The organism is Saccharopolyspora griseoalba, assembly GCF_042665275.1.
GTDB lineage: Bacteria > Actinomycetota > Actinomycetes > Mycobacteriales > Pseudonocardiaceae > Saccharopolyspora > Saccharopolyspora griseoalba.
On record NZ_JBHTCJ010000012.1, the window covers coordinates 36074 to 55207 of the forward strand.

General features: G+C 68.4%; 15 protein-coding genes. 11 read left to right on the forward strand and 4 right to left on the reverse strand.

Annotation, left to right across the window (positions count from 1 at the left end):
- The first annotated feature begins 11 nt into the window (after nt 1–11).
- From ACFQRI_RS20825 to ACFQRI_RS20860, 8 genes are all read left to right on the forward strand, one after another.
- Nucleotides 12–1334 carry an MFS transporter gene (locus ACFQRI_RS20825; RefSeq protein WP_380671173.1) on the forward strand — a complete coding sequence of 441 codons (1323 nt, stop codon included), beginning with the start codon at nt 12–14 and terminating at the stop codon, nt 1332–1334.
- Nucleotides 1331–2518, forward strand: a complete 1188-nt coding sequence (locus ACFQRI_RS20830) for a CaiB/BaiF CoA transferase family protein (RefSeq protein WP_380671175.1) — start codon at nt 1331–1333, stop codon at nt 2516–2518. The genes ACFQRI_RS20825 and ACFQRI_RS20830 overlap by 4 nt, the downstream gene beginning before the upstream one ends.
- Nucleotides 2519–2588: 70 nt before the next feature.
- Nucleotides 2589–3737, forward strand: coding sequence for an acyl-CoA dehydrogenase family protein (locus ACFQRI_RS20835; protein ID WP_380671177.1), 1149 nt, complete (start codon nt 2589–2591; stop codon nt 3735–3737).
- Between the two features lie 158 nt (nt 3738–3895).
- Nucleotides 3896–5059 (forward strand): thiolase family protein, encoded by a 1164-nt coding sequence (locus ACFQRI_RS20840; protein ID WP_380671179.1) that lies wholly within the window; start codon nt 3896–3898, stop codon nt 5057–5059.
- Between the two features lie 221 nt (nt 5060–5280).
- Complete coding sequence (locus ACFQRI_RS20845; RefSeq protein WP_380671181.1) at nt 5281–6210, forward strand: NAD(P)H-dependent flavin oxidoreductase; 930 nt, start codon at nt 5281–5283, stop codon at nt 6208–6210.
- Nucleotides 6211–6311: 101 nt separating this feature from the next.
- Nucleotides 6312–8390: a 3-hydroxyacyl-CoA dehydrogenase NAD-binding domain-containing protein gene (locus tag ACFQRI_RS20850; RefSeq protein WP_380671183.1), complete on the forward strand. Its 2079-nt coding sequence runs from the start codon at nt 6312–6314 to the stop codon at nt 8388–8390.
- Nucleotides 8391–8708: 318 nt separating this feature from the next.
- On the forward strand, nt 8709–9488 hold the full coding sequence (locus ACFQRI_RS20855) for an electron transfer flavoprotein subunit beta/FixA family protein (RefSeq protein ID WP_380671185.1): 780 nt from the start codon (nt 8709–8711) through the stop codon (nt 9486–9488).
- Between the two features lie 30 nt (nt 9489–9518).
- A complete protein-coding gene (locus ACFQRI_RS20860) occupies nt 9519–10478 on the forward strand; it encodes an electron transfer flavoprotein subunit alpha/FixB family protein (RefSeq protein ID WP_380671187.1) in 960 nt (319 codons plus the stop codon).
- A 356-nt stretch (nt 10479–10834) separates the two neighbouring features.
- Here the strand turns inward: ACFQRI_RS20860 and ACFQRI_RS20865 are convergent, their stop codons facing one another.
- Genes ACFQRI_RS20865 through ACFQRI_RS20880 form a run of 4 tightly spaced genes read right to left on the reverse strand, consistent with a single transcriptional unit; the run spans nt 10835 to nt 15202 of the window.
- Nucleotides 10835–11824, reverse strand: a complete 990-nt coding sequence (locus tag ACFQRI_RS20865; RefSeq protein WP_380671189.1) for a LysR family transcriptional regulator — start codon at nt 11822–11824, stop codon at nt 10835–10837.
- Between the two features lie 29 nt (nt 11825–11853).
- Nucleotides 11854–13026 (reverse strand): acyl-CoA dehydrogenase family protein, encoded by a 1173-nt coding sequence (locus ACFQRI_RS20870; protein WP_380671191.1) that lies wholly within the window; start codon nt 13024–13026, stop codon nt 11854–11856.
- Nucleotides 13023–14225: a CaiB/BaiF CoA transferase family protein gene (locus tag ACFQRI_RS20875; protein ID WP_380671469.1), complete on the reverse strand. Its 1203-nt coding sequence runs from the start codon at nt 14223–14225 to the stop codon at nt 13023–13025. Before ACFQRI_RS20875 ends, ACFQRI_RS20870 begins: the two co-directional genes overlap by 4 nt.
- Nucleotides 14225–15202 carry an MFS transporter gene (locus ACFQRI_RS20880; RefSeq protein WP_380671193.1) on the reverse strand — a complete coding sequence of 326 codons (978 nt, stop codon included), beginning with the start codon at nt 15200–15202 and terminating at the stop codon, nt 14225–14227. The genes ACFQRI_RS20875 and ACFQRI_RS20880 overlap by 1 nt, the downstream gene beginning before the upstream one ends.
- A 41-nt stretch (nt 15203–15243) precedes the next feature.
- Here ACFQRI_RS20880 and ACFQRI_RS20885 point away from each other — a divergent pair, with 41 nt between their 5' ends.
- The 3 genes from ACFQRI_RS20885 to ACFQRI_RS20895 all read left to right on the forward strand — a co-directional run bounded on the left by ACFQRI_RS20885 (nt 15244) and on the right by ACFQRI_RS20895 (nt 19066).
- Nucleotides 15244–15555, forward strand: a complete 312-nt coding sequence (locus tag ACFQRI_RS20885) for a hypothetical protein (RefSeq protein WP_380671195.1) — start codon at nt 15244–15246, stop codon at nt 15553–15555.
- Between the two features lie 321 nt (nt 15556–15876).
- On the forward strand, nt 15877–16101 hold the full coding sequence (locus ACFQRI_RS20890) for a hypothetical protein (RefSeq protein ID WP_380671197.1): 225 nt from the start codon (nt 15877–15879) through the stop codon (nt 16099–16101).
- A gap of 1489 nt (nt 16102–17590) precedes the next feature.
- On the forward strand, nt 17591–19066 hold the full coding sequence (locus ACFQRI_RS20895) for a mannitol dehydrogenase family protein (protein WP_380671199.1): 1476 nt from the start codon (nt 17591–17593) through the stop codon (nt 19064–19066).
- The last annotated feature ends 68 nt before the right edge of the window (nt 19067–19134 follow it).

Below are 19134 nucleotides of genomic sequence, written 5' to 3' on the forward strand. Positions count from 1 at the left end.
GGAGCCCTTCCATGTCTCACACCCCCAACGCCCTGGACGAGGCGGTCGCACCGGCGAGCGCGCACCGCGTCCCTGGGCGCGCCTGGCTGATCGCAGCCCTCCTGTTCGTCTTCATGTTGCTCAACTTCGCCGACAAGGCAGTCCTCGGGTTCGCCGGCGTGCCCATCCAGGAGGACCTGGGCATCACGCCGCAGCGGTTCGGACTCCTCCAGAGCGCCTTCTTCTGGCTCTTCGCGGTGGGTGCCGTCGTCCTCGGCGCCCTGTCCTCGCGGATCGGTCTGCGCTGGCTGCTGGCCTGCCTGATGCTGGTCTGGGTCCTCACCATGGTTCCGCTGCTCGGACCGCTGAGCTTCGGGCTCCTGCTGGCCTGCAGGATCGTCCTCGGGTTCGCGGAAGGACCGGCCTTCGCCCTGGCCACTCACGCCGTGCACTCCTGGTTCCCACCGGAGAAGCGGGCGCTCCCCGGTGCTGTGGTCACGGCCGGCGCGTCGGTCGGGCCGTTGCTGGCCGCACCCGTGCTGACCTGGGTCATCGTCACGTGGTCCTGGCACGCCGCGTTCGGCGTGCTCGCCGCAGCCGGCGTCGTCTGGACCATTGCTTGGGCGGTGCTCGGCAAGGAGGCGCCCGCCTCGTCAGCTGCGAATGCGTCCTCGCTCCAGAACGCACGAGTCGTCGAGGCTCCGTACCGGCTGCTGCTCACCACGGGCACTGTCGTGGGGATCGCTCTGCTGACGTTCTTCTCGTACTGGTCGACGACGCTGAAGATCGCCTGGTTGCCGGTGTACCTGTCGGACGGTTTGGGATACGACACCATCACGACGGGCAGGTTGGTGATGCTCCCGTACGCCGTTGCGGCTGTGGCCGCGATCGGATCCGGGTTGCTGTCCAACCGGCTCACCTCGCGGGGAGTACCGCGACGGATCTCCCGGGGACTGCTCGCCGGCGGTTTGGTCGCCGTCTCGGGCCTGTCGATGTTCGCGTTCACCGCGCTGCCCGCGGGAATGACGCAGATGCTGTTCATCACGCTGGCCTTCTCCTGCAATTCGGCGGCCTACGCCGTGGCGTTCACCGCCGTGGCCGATGTCGTCCACCCGCGCAAGCGCGGGCCCGTGATGGGCGTCCTCGTCGCGTTCTACAGCCTGGCCGGGGTCCTCGCGCCCCTGGTGCTCGGGCACTTCGTCGGCAGCGCTGCGGACGAGATCACCGGCTACGGTCACGGCTTCGCCCTCACCGGCATCCTCATGGCCGTCGGCGGAGCGGCCGCCACGCTCCTGGTCCGACCTGATCGGGACGTGGCCCGGCTGGCTGCGCGAGTGGAAGGGGATGCCCGATGAGCAAGCCCTTGGACGGTGTCCGGGTGGTCGACTTCGGACAGTTCATCGCCGCACCCGCGGCGACGCAGACCCTCGTGGACCTCGGTGCCGACGTCGTCAAGGTCGAGCCGGTGGACGGGGAGTCCTCAAGACTGATCGGTCTCTACGGCGAGGCGATCCTCCGGACCTACAACCGCGGGAAGCGCTGCATCGCGCTGAACCTCAAGGACGATCGAGGGCAGCGCATCGCGCAAGAGCTGGTCGCGCGAGCGGACATCGTCGTGCAGAACCTGCGGCCCGGCGTGATGGAGTCGTTCGGCCTCGGCGCGGAAGCCGTCCGCGCGGCGCACCCGCACCTCATCTACGCCACCGTGAGCGGGTTCGGCCTGCGGGGCCCGTCGAAGTACCGGCCCGGTCTGGACATCGCGGCACAGGCGGAGAGCGGCATCATGTGGGTGACGGGCGAGGCCGACGGGGAGCCGCAGCGCGTGGGATTCCCCGTGGTGGACGCCGCGGCGGCGCTCGTGTTCGCCCAGGCCATCCTCGGTGCCTACGTTCGGCGCCTGCGCACCGGTGAGGGCGATACCGTGGAGACCTCGCTGCTCGAGGTAGCGGTGCACTTGCAGGGCCCCAACTGGGGCGACTACCTGCTCACCGGGCAGGAACCCGTGCGCAAGGGCAACGGGCAGCCCACCGTGGCCCCCGCTGCGGACGTGATGCCCACCCGGGACGGCGCGATCGTCGTGTCGGCTTACTCGGTCGTGCACTTCGACCGTCTGTGCCGCCTGCTCGACCGGTCCGAACTCACCGGTGACCCGCGCTTCGAGACCAACGAGGCGCGGGTCGCCAACCGGGCGGCGCTGCTGACCGAGTTGCGCGCGTCCTTCGCGACGATGACCACTGACGAGGCCATGCAACTGCTGACGCCGAACGGTGTGGTCGCCGGTCGCGTCAGCTCCTACGGCGAGGTCCGCAAGAACCCCGACGTCGAGGCCGCCGGGATCTTCCTGGAAGCCACCGGCCCGGCGGGCGCTTCCTACACCACCCTCGGCTCGCCCTGGAAACTCGGCAGCATCTCCCGGGTCTCGACCACCCGCGCCCCAGACTTGGGACAGCACACGGTATCCCTGCTGACCGAGCTGGGCTACTCCTCCGGCGCGATCGACGGCTTCGCCTCCTCAGGGGTCGTTCGCGTCGCCAACTGATCACACCGCTCAGTCCCAGCAGCAGGCGAATCACCGCCGTGCTCCTCATCGCACATCAGCGAGGAACCACATGAAGCGTGACCTGTTCGAATCCGACCACGACGCCTTCCGCGACACCGTGCGCCAGTTCATCGCCAAGGAGGTGGTGCCGAACCTCCCCGACTGGGAGGCGGCGGGACGCGTCCCGCGAGAGCTTTTCGCCAAGACCGCTGGGATCGGGATCAACGGCCTCCAGGTCCCGGAGGAGTACGGCGGAGGAGGGATCGAGAGCTTCCTGTTCAACGCCATCGTCATCGAGGAGATCGGCTACGCCGCGGCCACCCTCGGCGGTCTTCAGGTCCACCTGAGCACCGTCCTGCCCTACTTCTTCGAGTACGCCGACGACGAGCAGAAGAGCCGTTGGTTCCCAGGATTCGCCGACGGCAGCCTCGTCTCGTCCGTCGCGATGACCGAGCCCGGCACCGGTTCGGACCTGGCAGGCATGGCCACCACAGCTGTCCGGGACGGCGACGACTGGGTCCTCAACGGTGCGAAGACCTTCATCACCGGGGGGATCAACGCCGACCTCGTCATCGTGGTCGCCCGGACCTCGAACGACGTGAACAACCGTCGCGACGGTCTCTCCTTGCTCGTGGTCGAGGAGGGCATGGAGGGCTTCACCCGGGGGAGGAACCTCGACAAGCTCGGTCTCAAGGCCCAGGACACGGCTGAGCTGTCCTTCGACGAGGTCCGCGTCCCGGCCGAGAACCTGCTGGGGAAGGAGGGCGACGGCTTTTCGATGCTGCTCAACAACCTTCCCCAGGAGCGGCTCACGATCGCGGTGACGGCGCAGGCCACCGCTGCCGCGGCACTGGAGCTCGCCACCGATTACGTCAAGGACCGCAAGGTCTTCGGGAAGTCGGTGGCCGAGTTCCAGAACACCAAGTTCGTGCTGGCCGAGTGCGCGACCGAGCTCGAGGCCTCCCAGGCGCTCGTCGACCGCGCTCTTGCCGAGCTCGACGCCGGGACCCTGAGCGCAGCCGACGCGGCGAAGGTGAAGCTGTTCAGCACCGAGATGCAGGCGAGGGTGATCGACCGCTGCCTCCAGCTGCACGGCGGCTACGGCTTCATGCGCGAGTACCCCATCGCGCGTCTCTACGCCGACGCGCGTGTCACCCGGATCTTCGGCGGCACCAGCGAGGTCATGAAGAGCGTTGTGTCGAAGTCGCTCGGGCTCTGACCCCTGCCCGGTGGAGCCAGACCATCGGGTATCTCCGCGCGAGATCGAGGTGACGCGCGCGAGGACCGACGGCCTCGTCCGAGTGGCGCGCACCAGTCGGTTCGGCAAACCCGAGCCTCCTCTTCCGCAATCCCAGACGATCCATGAGGGACAGATCTATGCGTGACGCAGTGGTCGTAGAAGCAGTTCGCACCCCGGTGGGGCGACGCAAGGGCACTCTCCAGGACATCCATCCGGTGGACTTGTCGGCCATCGTGCTCGAGGCGTTGGTACACCGGACCGGCCTCGACGTCTCCGTCGTCGACGACGTCATGTGGGGCTGCGTCGGCCAAGTCGGGGAACAGGCTGCCAACATCGGGCGGAGCGCCGTGCTCGCCGCCGGGTGGCCCGAACGGATCCCGGGCACGACCATCGACCGACAGTGCGGCTCGAGCCAGCAGGCGATCCACTTCGCCGCTGCCTCGGTCATCGCAGGTCACGCCGACGTGGTGGTGGCAGGAGGAGTCGAGTCGATGACCAGGGTGCCGATGGGTTCGGCGAGGAACGCCGGCCCCGGACTCCCGTTCGGTCCCCGGGTGGCCCGTCGATACGACGACTTCGAATTCAACCAGGGCACGGGTGCGGAGATCCTGGCGCAGCGCTACGACCTCAGCCGCACCCGGCTGGACGAGTACAGCCTCGAATCGCACCACCGCGCCGCGCAGGCCACCGACGACGGCCGGTTCGCCAACGAGGTCACGCCGGTCGAGCTGGCCGATGGCACGACGTTCGCCTTCGACGAAGGGGTCCGGCGCGAATCGACGCTCGAGGCCCTCAGCGGCCTCAAGCCCGCCTTCGACGAGAACGGGCGGATCACTGCGGGCAACGCCTCCCAGATCTCCGACGGTGCGGCGGCCTTGCTCGTCACCACCAGCGAGCGCGCCGGCGAGCTCGGCCTGACCCCGGTTGCCCGGGTCCTCACCGCCACCGTCGTCGGTGACGACCCGATCACGATGCTCGCCGGCCCGATCCCCGCGACCGCCAAGGCGCTCAAGCTGGCCGGTCTCGACCTCGACGACATCGGTGCCTTCGAGGTCAACGAGGCTTTCGCGAGCGTGGTCGAAGCCTGGCTCACCGAGACCGGAGCCTCGCGCGAGCGGGTCAACCCCAACGGCGGAGCGATCGCGCTCGGCCACCCGCTCGGCGGATCGGGGGCCCGGCTGGCGACGACATTGCTGCACCACCTCGAAGCCGAGGGCTTGCGCTACGGGCTGCAGACCATGTGCGAGGCCGGAGGCATGGCCAACGCCACCGTGTTCGAGAACCTCAGGGCCGGCCGATGAATGAGGCCGATCGACGACGCGGCCACACCCGCGATTCCCCGACCGCCGTGGGGAACGCTGTGAGTCCGAAGGACGGGCAACGATTTCGACGACGTCCGGACAGAGCGGTCGAACTCGTGAAGCGCCCTGATGTTCCGCTCGCCCTCCCAACCGACCACCCTCGAAAGGAGCTCCCGTTGAGCCTGCCCCCGATCCTGCGCGACCGACTGCGACTGCCCGTCGTGGCCTCGCCGATGTTCCTCGTCTCAGGGCCGGAACTGGTGATCGCCCAATCGACATCGGGCATCATCGGTTCGTTCCCGACGCTCAACGCCCGCCCGCAAGCCGAGCTGCGGGCGTGGCTCACGAAGATCACCGAGATGCTCGCCAAGCACGACGCCGAGCATCCGGAAACGCCGTCCGCCCCCTACGCGGCGAATCTCATCGTGCACCGGACGAACGACCGGCTCGAGGAGGACTTGGCCACGGTGGTGGAGTTCCAGGTCCCGGTGGTGATCACATCGCTGGGCGCTCGCCCCGACGTCAATGAAGCGGTCCACTCCTACGGCGGGATCGTGCTGCACGACGTGATCGACAACCGGTTCGCGCGAAAGGCGATCGAGAAGGGCGCCGACGGGCTCATCGCCGTCGCCGCCGGTGCCGGCGGTCATGCGGGTGCGCAATCGCCGTTCGCGTTGACCCAGGAGATCCGCGCCTGGTTCGACGGACCGCTCCTGCTGTCCGGTGCCATCGCGCACGGACGCTCGGTCCTCGCCGCCCGGGCCGCTGGCGCGGACCTCGCCTACGTCGGATCCGCATTCATCGCCACCCACGAGGCCGACGCCGACGCGCGGTACAAGCAGATGGTCGTCGATTCAACGGCCTCGGACATCGTCGGGTCGGACCTGTTCACGGGCGTCTACGGCAACTACCTGCGCGGCAGCATCGAATCCACCGGGCTCGACCCGGACAACCTCGCCGATGTGGAGCGCAAGTCGGTGAGTTGGGCCGGCGGGACCGGCAAGGCGAAGGCGTGGCGCGACGTCTGGGGATCGGGACACGGCATCGGTTCTGTCGATTCCGTGCGGCCGGCCGCGGAGGTCGTCGACCGGCTCGCCCAGGAGTACTCCGACGCGCGGGCGAACCTGCTCCGCGACCAGTTGAATCGCTGAGGACCGTTGGCGGAGAGCGCTCAGCCCGCGCGAGTTCGCCCCGCGTCCTCCCAGGCGCCCGGCCCGCCCCCATCCATGAAGAATTGAAAGAGGTTCAACGCATGACCACCCACTACTCCGTCGAGGACGCGGTCGCGATCATTCGATTCGACAATCCTCCCGTCAACGGCTTGTCGCACGCCATTCGGGCGGATGTCCGACGTGGCCTGCGCACCGCCTTCGAGGACGCGAACGTCAGGGCCGTCGTCCTGGCTGGAGGGGGTGGGTCCTTCTCCGCAGGGGCGGACATCTCGGAGTTCGGTACCCCGAACTCGGGGATGGAGCCGTCGCTGAGCACGCTCATCGCGGAGATGGAGAACGCTGTCAAGCCGGTGATCGCGGCAATTGAAGGAACCTGCTTCGGGGGAGGTCTGGAACTCGCCCTCGGCGCTCACTACCGCGTTGCCACTCCGACGAGCAGGCTCGGCCTGCCGGAGGTCACCTTGGGCTTGGTTCCGGGAGCCGGGGGTACTCAGCGGCTTCCGCGAGCGCTGGACCTCGCCACCGCTGCGGAGATGATCAGCAGCGGCACGCCGCGCACGGCCGAGGTCCTGGCGTCCCTCACCGGACAACGCTTGATCGACCGGCTCGTGGACCACGATGTCGTCCCGGCGGCTGCGCGGTTCGCGGCCGAGGTGGCGGCGGTTCGGCCGGTGCCGTTGATCCGCGACTTCCCGGTCCCAGACGGCGGCTCGGACGTCCTGGCCGAGGCGCGGCAGCGCGCACAGCGTCGCAGCAGGGGATTCCACGCACCGCTCGCAGCACTCGACCTCGTCGAGAAGGCGACCACCTCGTCCTTCGAGGACGGTTTGGCGGCGGAGCGGCAGACCTTTCTCGAACTGGTCCGGGCCGACGAATCACATGCCCTTCGCCACGTCTTCTTCGCCGAACGTCTGGCGCGCAAGATTCCCGGTGTCGATGGGGACACGCCGACCCGGCCGGTGGACCAGGTGGCGGTCATCGGTGCCGGCACGATGGGTGGGGGGATCGCGATGAACTTCCTGGACGCCGGGATTCCGGTCACGGTGCTGGAAACCTCGCAGGCGGCCCTCGATCGGGGACTTGCCACCATCCGGCGCAATTACCAGGCCCAGGTGGACAAGGGGAAGCTGACCTCGGCCACCGCGGAGAACCGGATGGGCGTGCTGGCCACGACGCTCGACTACCGCGACGTCGCGCAGTGCGACTTGGTCGTCGAGGCGGTCTTCGAAGACATGGACGTCAAGCGTTCCGTGTTCACGCGGCTGGACGAAGTGACGAAGACGGGAGCGATCCTGGCGTCGAACACCTCGACCCTGGATCTCGACGCCATCGCGGGACTGACGAGTCGTCCGCACGATGTCGTGGGAATGCACTTCTTCAGTCCGGCCAACGTCATGAAGCTGCTGGAGGTCGTGCGCGGGAGGAAGACCGCGGACGACGTCTTGATGACCGCGATGGAGGTCGGCCGGCGAATCGGCAAGACCGGCGTGGTCTCCGGCGTCTGCGACGGCTTCATCGGGAACCGAATGCTCGCCAAGTACCGCGCGGCGGCGAGTCGGCTGTTGCAGGAGGGCGCTACTCCCGCGCAGATCGACGCCGCGATCGAGGACTTCGGCTTCGCGATGGGGCCCTTCCGCATGGCTGACCTGGCTGGGAACGACATCGGCTGGGCGGTGCGCAAGCGCCGCTACGCGGAGGACCCCGACTTCCCCCGGGACGAGATCGCCGATGCTCTGTGCGAGATGGGTCGGTTCGGGCAGAAGACCGGCAGCGGTTGGTACGACTACCAACCTGGCAGCCGAGAACCGCAGCCCAGCCCCGTGGTCGATGCGCTGGTGGCGGCCCACAGCGAACGGCAGAATGCGTCGTCAGCGGAGTTCTCGCGCGACGAGATCGTGCGGAGACTGATCTTCTCCCTCGTCGATGAAGGTGCTCGGATTCTGGACGAAGACATCGCCGTTCGTGCCTCGGACATCGACGTGGTGTACGTGTCGGGCTACGGCTTTCCCCGGCACCGTGGTGGGCCCATGTTCTACGCCGACACCTTCGGGCTGGACAGGGTGGTCGAAGCGTTGCGCGAATTCACCGACGGAGCCCGGGAACCTGCTCGGCTGTTGCAGGAACTGGCCTCTGCGGGCAAGACGTTCAACGGGCGCTGAAGATCGCGCGGCTCGTGGTGGGACGAGCGCTTGCGCGACCTGTAGAGCTGAGGTGCTGGACATCTGTGCCGGCTGGGGTAGACCCCGATTTCGGTGATCTCCAGGAAACTCCGGGACGGAATCCTTTGAGGACTTTCCTGCGCCGCGTGCGGGAGTGCGGTTTGCTCCGCGGTGGGCGGGGGGCGGTTGACCGGTTCATGTCGGCCGGTCGACGAGCGTTGCCGAGTCGTGGCGGACTGCGTGACGCGGCTGCGAGCCGAAGTGCGGTCCTGCGCGGCCGGAAACCCGACAGGGAAACGAAGGTGAGGATCAAATCGAATGAACGTTGTCGTGCTGGTGAAGCAAGTTCCGGATACAAGTTCGGAGCGGAGGCTTTCGGGTGAGCACGTGCTGGATCGCGAGTCTGCGGATGCTGTGCTGGATGAGATCGACGAGAGGGCCGTGGAAGAGGCGCTGTTGATCAAGGAGTCCCAGGGCGGCGAAGTCACCCTCGTGTGCATGGGGCCGGATTCGGCGACGGATGCGATCCGCAAGGGCCTGTCGATGGGCGCGGACAAGGCCGTTCACCTCTCCGACGAGGCGTTGCGCGGATCGGACGCAGTGCAGACCGCGAAGGCGCTGGCCAAGGTCGTCGGCACGGTCGGTGCGGTTGATCTGGTCATCGCGGGTAACGAGGCGACGGATGGACGGATCGGTGCGGTGCCGGCGATGTTGGCCGAGGCGCTCGGGTGGGCGCAGCTGACCTATGCCCGCAAGGTGACCGCCGACGGTTCGGCGATCTCGGTCGAACGGGAAACGGATGCGGGCATCGTCGGGGTCGAGGCTGAACTCCCGGCCGTGATCTCGGTGACGGAGAAGATCAACGAACCCCGGTACCCCTCCTTCAAGGGCATCATGGCCGCGAAGAAGAAGCCGATCAGCCTGCTGACGCTGGCGGACGTGGGGATCGATGCGATCGAGGTCGGTTTGGGCAACGCCGCCTCGGCGGTGGTGTCTTCGGCGCCCAAGCCCCCGAAGGCCGCTGGCGTGAAGGTCACCGACCGGGGCGACGGTGGCTCCGCGGTCGCTCGGTTCCTGGTCGAGGAAAAGCTGCTCTGAAGATCGTTCGCGCTGCGAGGAGAATGCGTCATGTCTGAAGTCCTGGTCCTCGTCGATCACGAGGATGGCGAGATCAAGAAGGTTGCGTCGGAACTGCTGACGGCAGCCCGCCGGATCGGTGAGCCGTCAGCGGTGGTGGTCGGCGAGCCCGGCACCGCGGACAAGATCATCGGAGATCTGGCGTCGGCCGGAGCTGCGAAGGTGTATGCGGCGGAGTCGGAGGAGGCGTCGCGGTTCCTGGTGACGCCGCAGGTGGATGTGCTGGCCGACCTGGTGGGACGCATCAGCGCGGTGGCGGTGCTCGTGCCGGCGTCGGTGGACGGAAAGGAGATCGGCGGGCGGCTGGCTGTGCGGCTGGGTTCCGGCCTGCTGTCCGGGGTCGTCGACCTCGACGGTGATTGCGTCGGTTCGCACTCGTTGTTCGGCGGTACCTACGACGCCAAGGCGAAGGTCATAAGGGGCACCCCGGTGATCACGGTGCTGCCCGGTGCGATCGAGGCCGAAGCCGCGGACGGTGCCGCCGCCGAGGTGGCCGTCGAGGTTCCCGTCCAGGACGTGGCCAAAGCCGCCCGGATCACCTCTCGCCAGCCCGTCGAGGCCGGGGACCGTCCGGAGCTGATCGAGGCGAGCACCGTGGTTTCCGGCGGTCGCGGCGTGGGTTCCGCGGATTCGTTCGAGATCGTCGAGAAGCTCGCAGATTCGTTGGGTGCCGCTGTGGGAGCCTCCCGCGCGGCGGTGGACTCCGGTTTCTACCCGCACCAGTTCCAGGTCGGCCAGACCGGTAAGACGGTCTCGCCGCAGCTGTACGTCGCGCTGGGCATCTCGGGTGCGATTCAGCACCGGGCGGGCATGCAGACGTCCAAGACGATCGTCGCGGTGAACAAGGACCCGGAGGCGCCGATCTTCGAGATCGCCGACTACGGCGTCGTGGGTGACCTGTTCGAGGTCGCCCCGCAGCTCACCGCGGAGATCACCGAGCGCTCGGGCTGAGTGAGCGCGCGACCCGTCGCAGTGGCGGATGCGGCTGGTCTGCTGATCACAGTGCAGGACAGGACGTGGGTACTGCGGCGGTGCTTCGCCTTCCTGTCCGCCTTGGTCCGACCGTGGCGGCGACCGCCGCCACGGTCGGGTGCAGACGGCAGAGAAGGTCCTCGGCTCCGCCGGTGGCGCTGCCGTGCAGGACGTCGCGAACCTGGGGGTGAACAGTTCTACGGCGTCGTGCGCCGCGGTCGTTGAGCCCGGCGACTCGGATCGGGGGAGCCGCGGCGAAACCGTCCCGGTCGCGCCCTCGACGAGGTCTTTTCCGACCGCCGTGTGACGACGGATTGCTGCTCACACGCTGGTGATCAAGCAGTACCCGAATTCATCGGGAGGTGCACGTCGTCGTACGCGGCGTCGGCCGCGTCGATCAGGCTCGCCCCCCGGGTCTGGGCTTCGGCGATGGCCGCGTACCAGGTGTCGAGGGTGGCTTTGCAGTGGCGGACCAACTCCTGGGCTGCCGGGCTCAGCGCATCGCGCCGGTGCGCGACGCCGAAGGGCACCGACACCAGTGGATCGGTTTCGATCACGACGGCACCGAGCCGTCGTGCCTGGACGGCCATCCGCAGGGGGAGGAATGCGTGCACCCCGCCGCCGAGAACGAGGGTGAGCTGAGCGTGGCGGTTGGGCATGCTCGCGATCAGCCGCGGTTCGACCCCCACGTCCCGCAGGGCGGTCGCGACGCGGTCGTTCTCGCGCTGGGCGAGCGAGCAGATCGTCAGCGGCAGGTCGCTGAGGGCGTCGAGCGGTAGCGTCCCGCTCGGTGGTGCCGGCGAACCCGGCGGCATGACCAACAGCAGCCGCTGCACCCCGAGCTCGACGAATTCGAGGCTCTTGGTGGGGACGGGCCGGGTGGTGAATCCGAGCTCGTAGTGTCCGGTGACCACTTCGCCGCACAGGTCCCGGACGCCGGCCACCTCGGAGATGTCCAGCCGCACGTCCGGGTACCGGGAGCGGAAAGACGTGATCCAGGAGGCGACCGCATCGCTGGACATCTCCGGCATCGTGGCGATGGAGACCGAGCCTGCCTCGAGGTCTCGGACCGCGCTCAGCGCGTCGCGGGCGGCGACGACGTCGTCGAGGATCGCGCGCGCCTTCGGAACCAGCAGCGTTCCCGCCGGGGTCAGGGCGAGACTGCGCCGCGCGACCCGCTGGAACAGCTCCACGCCGAGCTCGCGTTCGAGCGCCTGGATCGCTTGGGACAGCGCCGGTTGGGAGACGTAGAGGTGCTGGGCGGCGCGGTTGAGCCCCTCGTGCTCGACCACGGCCAGGAAGTACTCGATCTGGCGCAGTTCCATCGTCCCTCCTCCGATCGCGCGGACCAGCCCTAACGTACGCGGTAGCTGTCGGGAAGCACTCCGTCCGCCGCGACGGACCGGGTCATCGCGCGGCCGAGGTTCCGCTCGTGGATGGCGGAGGCGCCCTCGTAGATGCGCAGCGCGCGGACGTCGCGCCACATCCGGGGTACCGGGTGCGGTCCGACGATGCCCTTCCCGCCGAGCAGCTGCACGCATTGGTCGGCGACCCGGCCGACCATTTCCGAGCAGTACAGCTTGGCCGCCGAGATCCGGTGCCGGGGAATGTTCCCTGCGTCGAACGCGCGTGCTGCGTCGAGGGTGAGCGCGCGCCCGGCTTCCATCTCGGAGTAGCACCGGCCCAGCTGGGCCTGCACGACGCCGAGCTCGGAGAGCGGTGCGCCGAACTGGTGCCTCTCCTGGACGTGTCGAGTGGCCTCCTCGAGCATCCGGGTCGCCTGGCCGACGCAGGTGGCGGCGACGTGGAGGCGGGCGTGGTTGATCCCGCGCATCGCGGCCGCGATGCCGGTGCCCGGCACCCCGCCGAGCAACCGGTTCTGGGCGACGACCACGGAGTCCAGGTCGATCTCGCCGACAGGGCCTTCGGCGTGACCGTTCATGAGGTCGGGAATCCGGGTCGACACGCCGGGCGCGGTCCGGTCCACGAGGAACGCGGACACCTCGGCGTCGTCGGTGCGGGCGAAGACGAGCAGCGTGTCCGCCCAGTGCGCATTGGTGATGTAGCGCTTCGACCCGTCGAGGACCCACCCGTCGCCGGTGCGCCGGGCAGTGGTCTGCACGTTGGTGGCGTCCGAGCCGGCTTCAGGCTCGGACAGCGCGAACGACGTGACCTGCCGGCCGGCCGCCATGTCGGGCAGCATCTCGCGGCGCTGCTCCTCCGTGCCGTGATCGAGGATCGCCTGCGAGCAGAGCCCGATCACGGTCGAGAAGCGGGAGCGGTAGACGCACGACGCCCTGGTGAACTCCAACGTCAGCAGCACCTGCTGTTCCATCGTCCAGCCGAGCCCGCCGTACCCGGGTGGGATCGAGATGCCGAACAGTCCCAACTCGGCCATGCGCCGCACGAGCCGCTCCGGAACCTCACCTGCGGCGACCATTTCAGGCTCGGAAGGGATCAGCTCGTGCTCGGTGAACTCGGCGATCGTGCGCAAGTAGTCCTCGAAGTCGGGTGCGTTGCGGCTCATCGTGTCTCCCTCTCTCGTGGTTGCTCCGGCTTGCCGACGACGCCGTCGTCCGCGAGCCGGTTGATCTCGTCTTCGCCGCGCCCGAGTTCGCGCAGCACGTCGCGGGTGTGCTCGCCCAGCCGGGGTGCGGCCGATGTCCGGCCGCGTGCGGTCGTGTCGATCCGGAAGGGTGCGGCCGGAGCGTCGAGGCCGAGCTCGTCCAGCTCGACGACCAGACCCGATGCCGAGAGGTCCGCGTCCTTCACGAGCTCGTCGAACGACCGCACCGAGCCGCACACGATCCCCCGTGCGGTGAGGAGCGCGATGGCTTCGGCACGGGTGAGGTGGCCGAGCGCCGAGCTCAAGACCTCCCTGAGCGTCGAACGGTTCGAGACCCTCGACTCGTTGTCCGCGAAGCGCGGGTCGGACGCGAGTTCGGGTCTGCCGAGCGCCGAGCACAGAGCTGCCCACTTGGTGGCGGTGTAGGCGGAGACCACGACGGCGCCGTCGACGGTCTGCACGAGATCCGCGGCGGGTGCCACCGCGGGCTGGCCGTTTCCCGTCCGCCGGGGCGCTTCGCCGGTGATCCGGTAGCTCGTCCATTGCGTGGCCTGAGCCGCCACCACCGCTTCCATCAGGGAGGTCTCGACGAGCGCGCCGTTGCCGGTTCGTCCTCGGCGGACCAGCGCGGCGAGCACCCCGGTCGCGAGGGCGTTCGCGGCGAGCACGTCGGCGATGGTGAAGCCGACGCGCTGCGGTTCACCGTCCGCGTCGCCGGTGGTGTGCATGACCCCGAACTCGGCCTGGGCCGCGATGTCCAGGCCCGCTCGTCCCGCTGAGGGGCCACGGGTGCCGAATCCGGTGACGAACCCGTAGACCAGGTGCGGGTGGCGCGAGCGAGCCTGCTCCGGCCCGATGCCGAGGCGTTCGGCCGAGCCGTGCCGGAAGTTGTGCAGCAGCACGTCCGATCCTGAGCACAGGTCGTCGACGATCCGGAGGCCCTCAGGTCGACGCAGGTCGACTGCGATGCTGCGCTTGCCGCGGTTGTTCGCGTGCAGCATCGCCTCACCGAAAGAACCGACGGAGCGCGCTTGGTCTCCGGTGAGGCTCTCGACCTTGATCACCTCGGCGCCCAAGTCGGCCAGCTGCTGTCCGGCCCCGGGAGCGGCGATGTACTGGCCCAGGTCCACGACCCGGATCCCGGTCAGCGGTGCCTCCATCACGACGTCCTCCTCATCGAGGTCTCGGCCTCCAGCGCCTGGCGGGCGGCCTCCGGGTTCAGCAGGCGTGCGCCGACCGCGGCGCACGCGCAGATGGCGATGCCGACGACGAGGAACCCGTTCGCGTAGCCCGCGGAGGGCGTCGGTCCGGCTTGGACGATGAGCCCCAGCGCGTAGGGGGCGATGATTCCCGCGATGCTGTAGAACCCGATCACGCACCCGAAGAACGCGGCGCGCTGGCGTTGCGGGAGGAAGTCGGACGCTCCTGCGAAGGCGACCGAGAAGGCGACGCTGTTGATGGAGAAGGTGCCGATCACCAGGGCCAGCTGGAGCGTTCCCGGCCCGACCAACGCGAAGGCGATCATGCTCAGTCCCGCGAAAACGATGAGGGCGCCGCTGAAGTAGCCGCGAGAGGCCCGTGAGCTCCAGCCCCGAGCGAGGAGCCGCCCTGACAGATAACCGCTGGACAGGAGGACGACGATTGCGGTCGCGTAGGGCAAGGTGACCAGCCATCCGACGGTGGTCGGCGAGTACCCGAGACCTTCGCCGAGGAACGCGGGCAACCAGGAGACCTTCAGCGAAGTGATGAGGTAGCCCGCGAACGACATGAGGCTCAGTCCCCAGAAGCTGGGCAGCCGCAGCAACCGCAGGAACGGCACGTCGATGTGGCCGTTCGGGTCCGCTTCGACCTCCTCGGCCACCGGGCGCCTGCGCAGCGGCTGGCGCTCGACGTAGCAGAGCCATACGACCAGCCATAGGATGCCGACCGCGATCAGCACGAGGAACGCGGCGTGCCAGGAATGCGAGACGATCACCCAGGTCAACGCCGGCGCGGAGATCAGCGGGCCGACCGAGGAACCCGCGTTCACGATCGATCCGGCGAACGCGCGCTTCTCCTTCGGGAACCGGTCGGCGACGACGCTCTGGCACAACGCGTGCGCCGGCCCCTCGAAGAAGCCCAGCACGACCCGCGACACCAGCAGCGCCCCCGAACGTCGTGGGCACTGCGAGCGGCAGCATGCTCGCCACCCAGGTGAACATCAGGATGGCTGCGGCCCACTTCGCGGAGATCCAGCGCATGGCTGCCGACAACCCCACCGCGCCGACGGCGAACAACCAGAAGAACGCGCTGCCGATCAGACCGAAGTCGCCGGCGCTCAGTCCGAGGTCGTGGCGAATCTGCTGCGAGGCCAATCCCACCGCGGCCTTGTCCGCGAAGTTCAGGGTGAAGAAGGCGAAGAGCAGGATGACGACGCCCCATGCCTTGCGATCCCGATGGGGGAGCGGCGGTGACGCCACCGGTGTCCCGATCTCGGCTGATGCCATGTGAGCCTCCGTCGTGGCCGTGACGTCGTTGACAGGCGCCGCGCTGCGATAACTTCACCGGTGATCGGCGGGGTCGACAAGGCCGGATCTCGAGTCAGGCTTATAGCCAGAGCCGATAGTCCCCACACGGCATGGCCAGGCCACCGCCGCAGCGGCGGCTGGACGTGTGCCGGCGAGCCCCGGCTCGCTCAGCCACACCGCCGCCCGACGGCCCGCGCACGCACCGTCGCCGGCACGTCCCCGAGACGTCGCGGTTGCCGAAACGTCGTCGCCCACGCGGGCAAGCGCGCGGGACGGGTTACCTTCAAACAAGCGGCCGATCGGAGTGGCCGTCACGCCGGCCCAGCTGCGCGGTGGCCCGTACCCGGCAACGCCCGCGGTGTCGCACACCTCTGCCAGGACGGCGGCGATCGACCGCTTCCTGCGGCCGGTCAGCTACCAGGACTACCCGGACGCGCTGCTTCCGGCCGCACTGCGCGACGCGAACTCGCTCGGGTTGCCGCGCACGGTGGACGATGTGGGGAATCGGAACGTCGCCGAAGCAGACTGAGGGATGCCCGTCGGCCATCCGGTCGGTCGGATGCGCGGGATGATTTCGCTCCTCGCTGACGTCGAGCGGCACGAGCCGAGGACCAACGATCTTCGGCTCAAGGGAGTGCAGGAGGCCAGCGGGTAATGCTGGGGGATTGCGGGCAAAGAATGACCCGAGGGTGCGACTGGGACGTGTTGACCAGTCTTATGAAGAAGTCGAGCTGGCTGGGCGGGTGGGTGGATTTATGGAATGCAGGGAATGGGGAATTGGCGCGGACGTGGGGTCCTAGGCCTGGCCGCTCCGTTGGCGTACGTAGTTGCTGGGCTTGCGTTTATGTCGCTGCGTATTTTCGTCATGGGGTCGCCACTGGGTGAAACCGTGGCTTTGGGTGTTGTTGCCGCGGCGATTGTATCGTTCGGAGTCTGGTCTACGTGGTGGCGGATGGCGTGGACTGTTGGGATGACGGATTCAAGTCTCGTCCTGTCGGGCCCGGCCAATAGATGGTCTTTTCAGTTGGATTCAATCGATGCAGTTGGGCGATCGCGGCTATCGTTTTTCAGCTGTTTGTTCGAGGGCCTGATGTGCGGTCTACCTTTCCCTGTTTCTCCCTGGGGTGCTGGATGTTATTCGGGAGGTTCGGAGGAGGCGCCCAGATGTGCCCGTGAAGGCGCCACCTCCTTTTGGTCTCGATTGACTCTATTTGAGGGGCTCTGTGGCTGCGAAGGGCCGTCCCTTCGTCGATGTCTCCGAGGGTGCCGTGAAACAGGGGCTCCTGATGGTGGGGTAGCCGCGCCGAGGGAGGAGGGGGTCCGTCCGGACGCGGGCGGCGGGCCAGCGCGTCGTGGATGCAACCGCTGCGTTCCACGGCCTCCAGGACCACGCTGCTCATCTCCGGGCGCGCTCGTCGGGTGCCGTTGACGGCGTGGGACACCGTGACCGCTGAAATGCCGGCCGTTCGAGCGGCATCGGCCGTGGTGATCGCGGGCGTCGCCTCCTCGGATGGCGTGGTGCGTTGGTGAACCGCGAAATCTCGCACCGTGTTAAGCGCTTGCGCAAGCGCTTAACAACGAGGTACTTTTCCCGGCAACCTCGACGGGGTGAGCGGCAGCACAGTGATGCCCATCGCCCTCCGCAACTGCCGAGCGGGCGCCACGGCGGCGCCGCCGGGGAAGGTGAACAGACGACGATGTCTGAACGTCTCAAGGCGCTAGCGGATGAGAACGATCCGCTCGATGTCGAGCTCGCCGGGCCTGACGCGAGCCGACGCGGTGGTGGGAACCGCCAGGACCCCCGTGATCTTCGTCGCCCCAGTGCATGCCCGATTTCGCCTCCGCGCCTCGTCTTCGGCGAGCGCGGTGCGGGGCTTGCGCGCACAACGGGTCGCAGCGCGACGACGTGAGCGGCCTCGTTGACGGGCTCGCCCTTTCCGCACGTCGAGAAGTCCGTGCGCTCTCGGGGGTGAGCCCCTCGGGGCCGGTTCGAACGCAGATTCTGCGGGGGTGAAGACATGGCAAAGCTGAACGCGTCGAACTTGCTCGAGATCGGCGAGAGGGTTCCCATCCCGGCGTACGACCGTGCGCAGGTGCGCGGGGGCATCGTCCACTTCGGGGTCGGCGGGTTTCACCGCGCGCACCAGGCGATGTACCTCGACGCGCTGATGAACGAGGGCAAGGCCCTCGACTGGGGCATCACCGGGGTGGGCCTGCTGCCCAACGACCGGCGCATGCGCACGGCGATGGAGACCCAGGACTGCCTGTACACGCTGACGGTCAAGCATCCCGACGGGACCTTCGAGCCGCGCGTGATCGGGTCGATCATCGACTACCTGTACGCGCCGGACGATCCGGAGGCCGTGCTGGCACGGCTGGCCGATCCCGCCACGAAGATCGTGTCGCTGACGGTCACCGAGGGCGGTTACCACGCGAACCAGGTCACAGGTGCTTTCGACGAGAGCGACCCGGCGATTCAGCGCGACCTCCGGCCGGAAGCGGGCCCCGAGACCACCTTCGGCTACATCGTCGAGGCACTGGCCCGCCGGCGTGCCGCTCGCATCGAGCCGTTCGCAGTGATGTCCTGCGACAACATCCAGGCCAACGGCGACATGGCGCGCCGGATGATCGGCGCCTTCGCCGCCCTGCGCGATCCCGAGCTGGGAGCCTGGATCGAGGAACGGGTGAGCTTCCCGAACTCGATGGTCGACCGGATCACGCCGGCCACAACGGATTCCGACCGATCTCTGGTGACCGAACGCTTCGCGATCGACGACGACTGGCCGGTGGTGTGCGAGCCGTTCACCCAGTGGGTGCTCGGGGACCACTTCCCGTCCGGAAGGCCCCCGGTGGACCAGGTGGGCGTACAGGTCGTCGAGGACGTCGAGCCCTACGAGCTGATGAAGCTGCGGTTGCTCAACGCATCCCACCAGGCGTTGTGCTACCTGGGCCACCTCGCCGGTTATCGGTACGCGCACGAGGTGTGCGGCGACCCGCTGTTCGTCCGCTTCCTCCTCGGCTACATGGACGACGAGGCCACGCCCACCCTGGAACCCGTCCCCGGCATCGACCTCGACCGGTACAAGCACCAGCTGATCGAGCGGTTCGCGAACCCGGAGATCAGCGACCCGCTGGCCAGGCTGTGCGCCGACAGCTCGGATCGCATTCCCAAGTGGCTGGTGGCGGTCGTGCGCGAGCAGCTGGCCAACGGGGGAGCGTTCCGCCGCTCGGCGCTGGTCATCGCGAGCTGGGCCCGCTACGCCGAGGGAATCGACGAGTCGGGCGAACCGATCGAGGTGGTCGATCGGCGGCGCGAGCAGGTGATGGCCCGCGCGCGGCGGCAGCGCGACGAACCGCTGGCCTTCCTCCAGGACCCGGACCTGTTCGGCGAGCTGGCCGAGGACGAGTCGTTCACCTCCGCCTACCTGGAGGCGCTGGAGTCGCTGCACACGCGTGGTGCTCGGGCGACTCTCGAGATGTGGGAGGCGGTGTGAGGCGGTTTCGCAGCGCACCAGCGGCCTCGACGGCCAACGGCGGCAGCCCGATGAACGAGATCTCCATT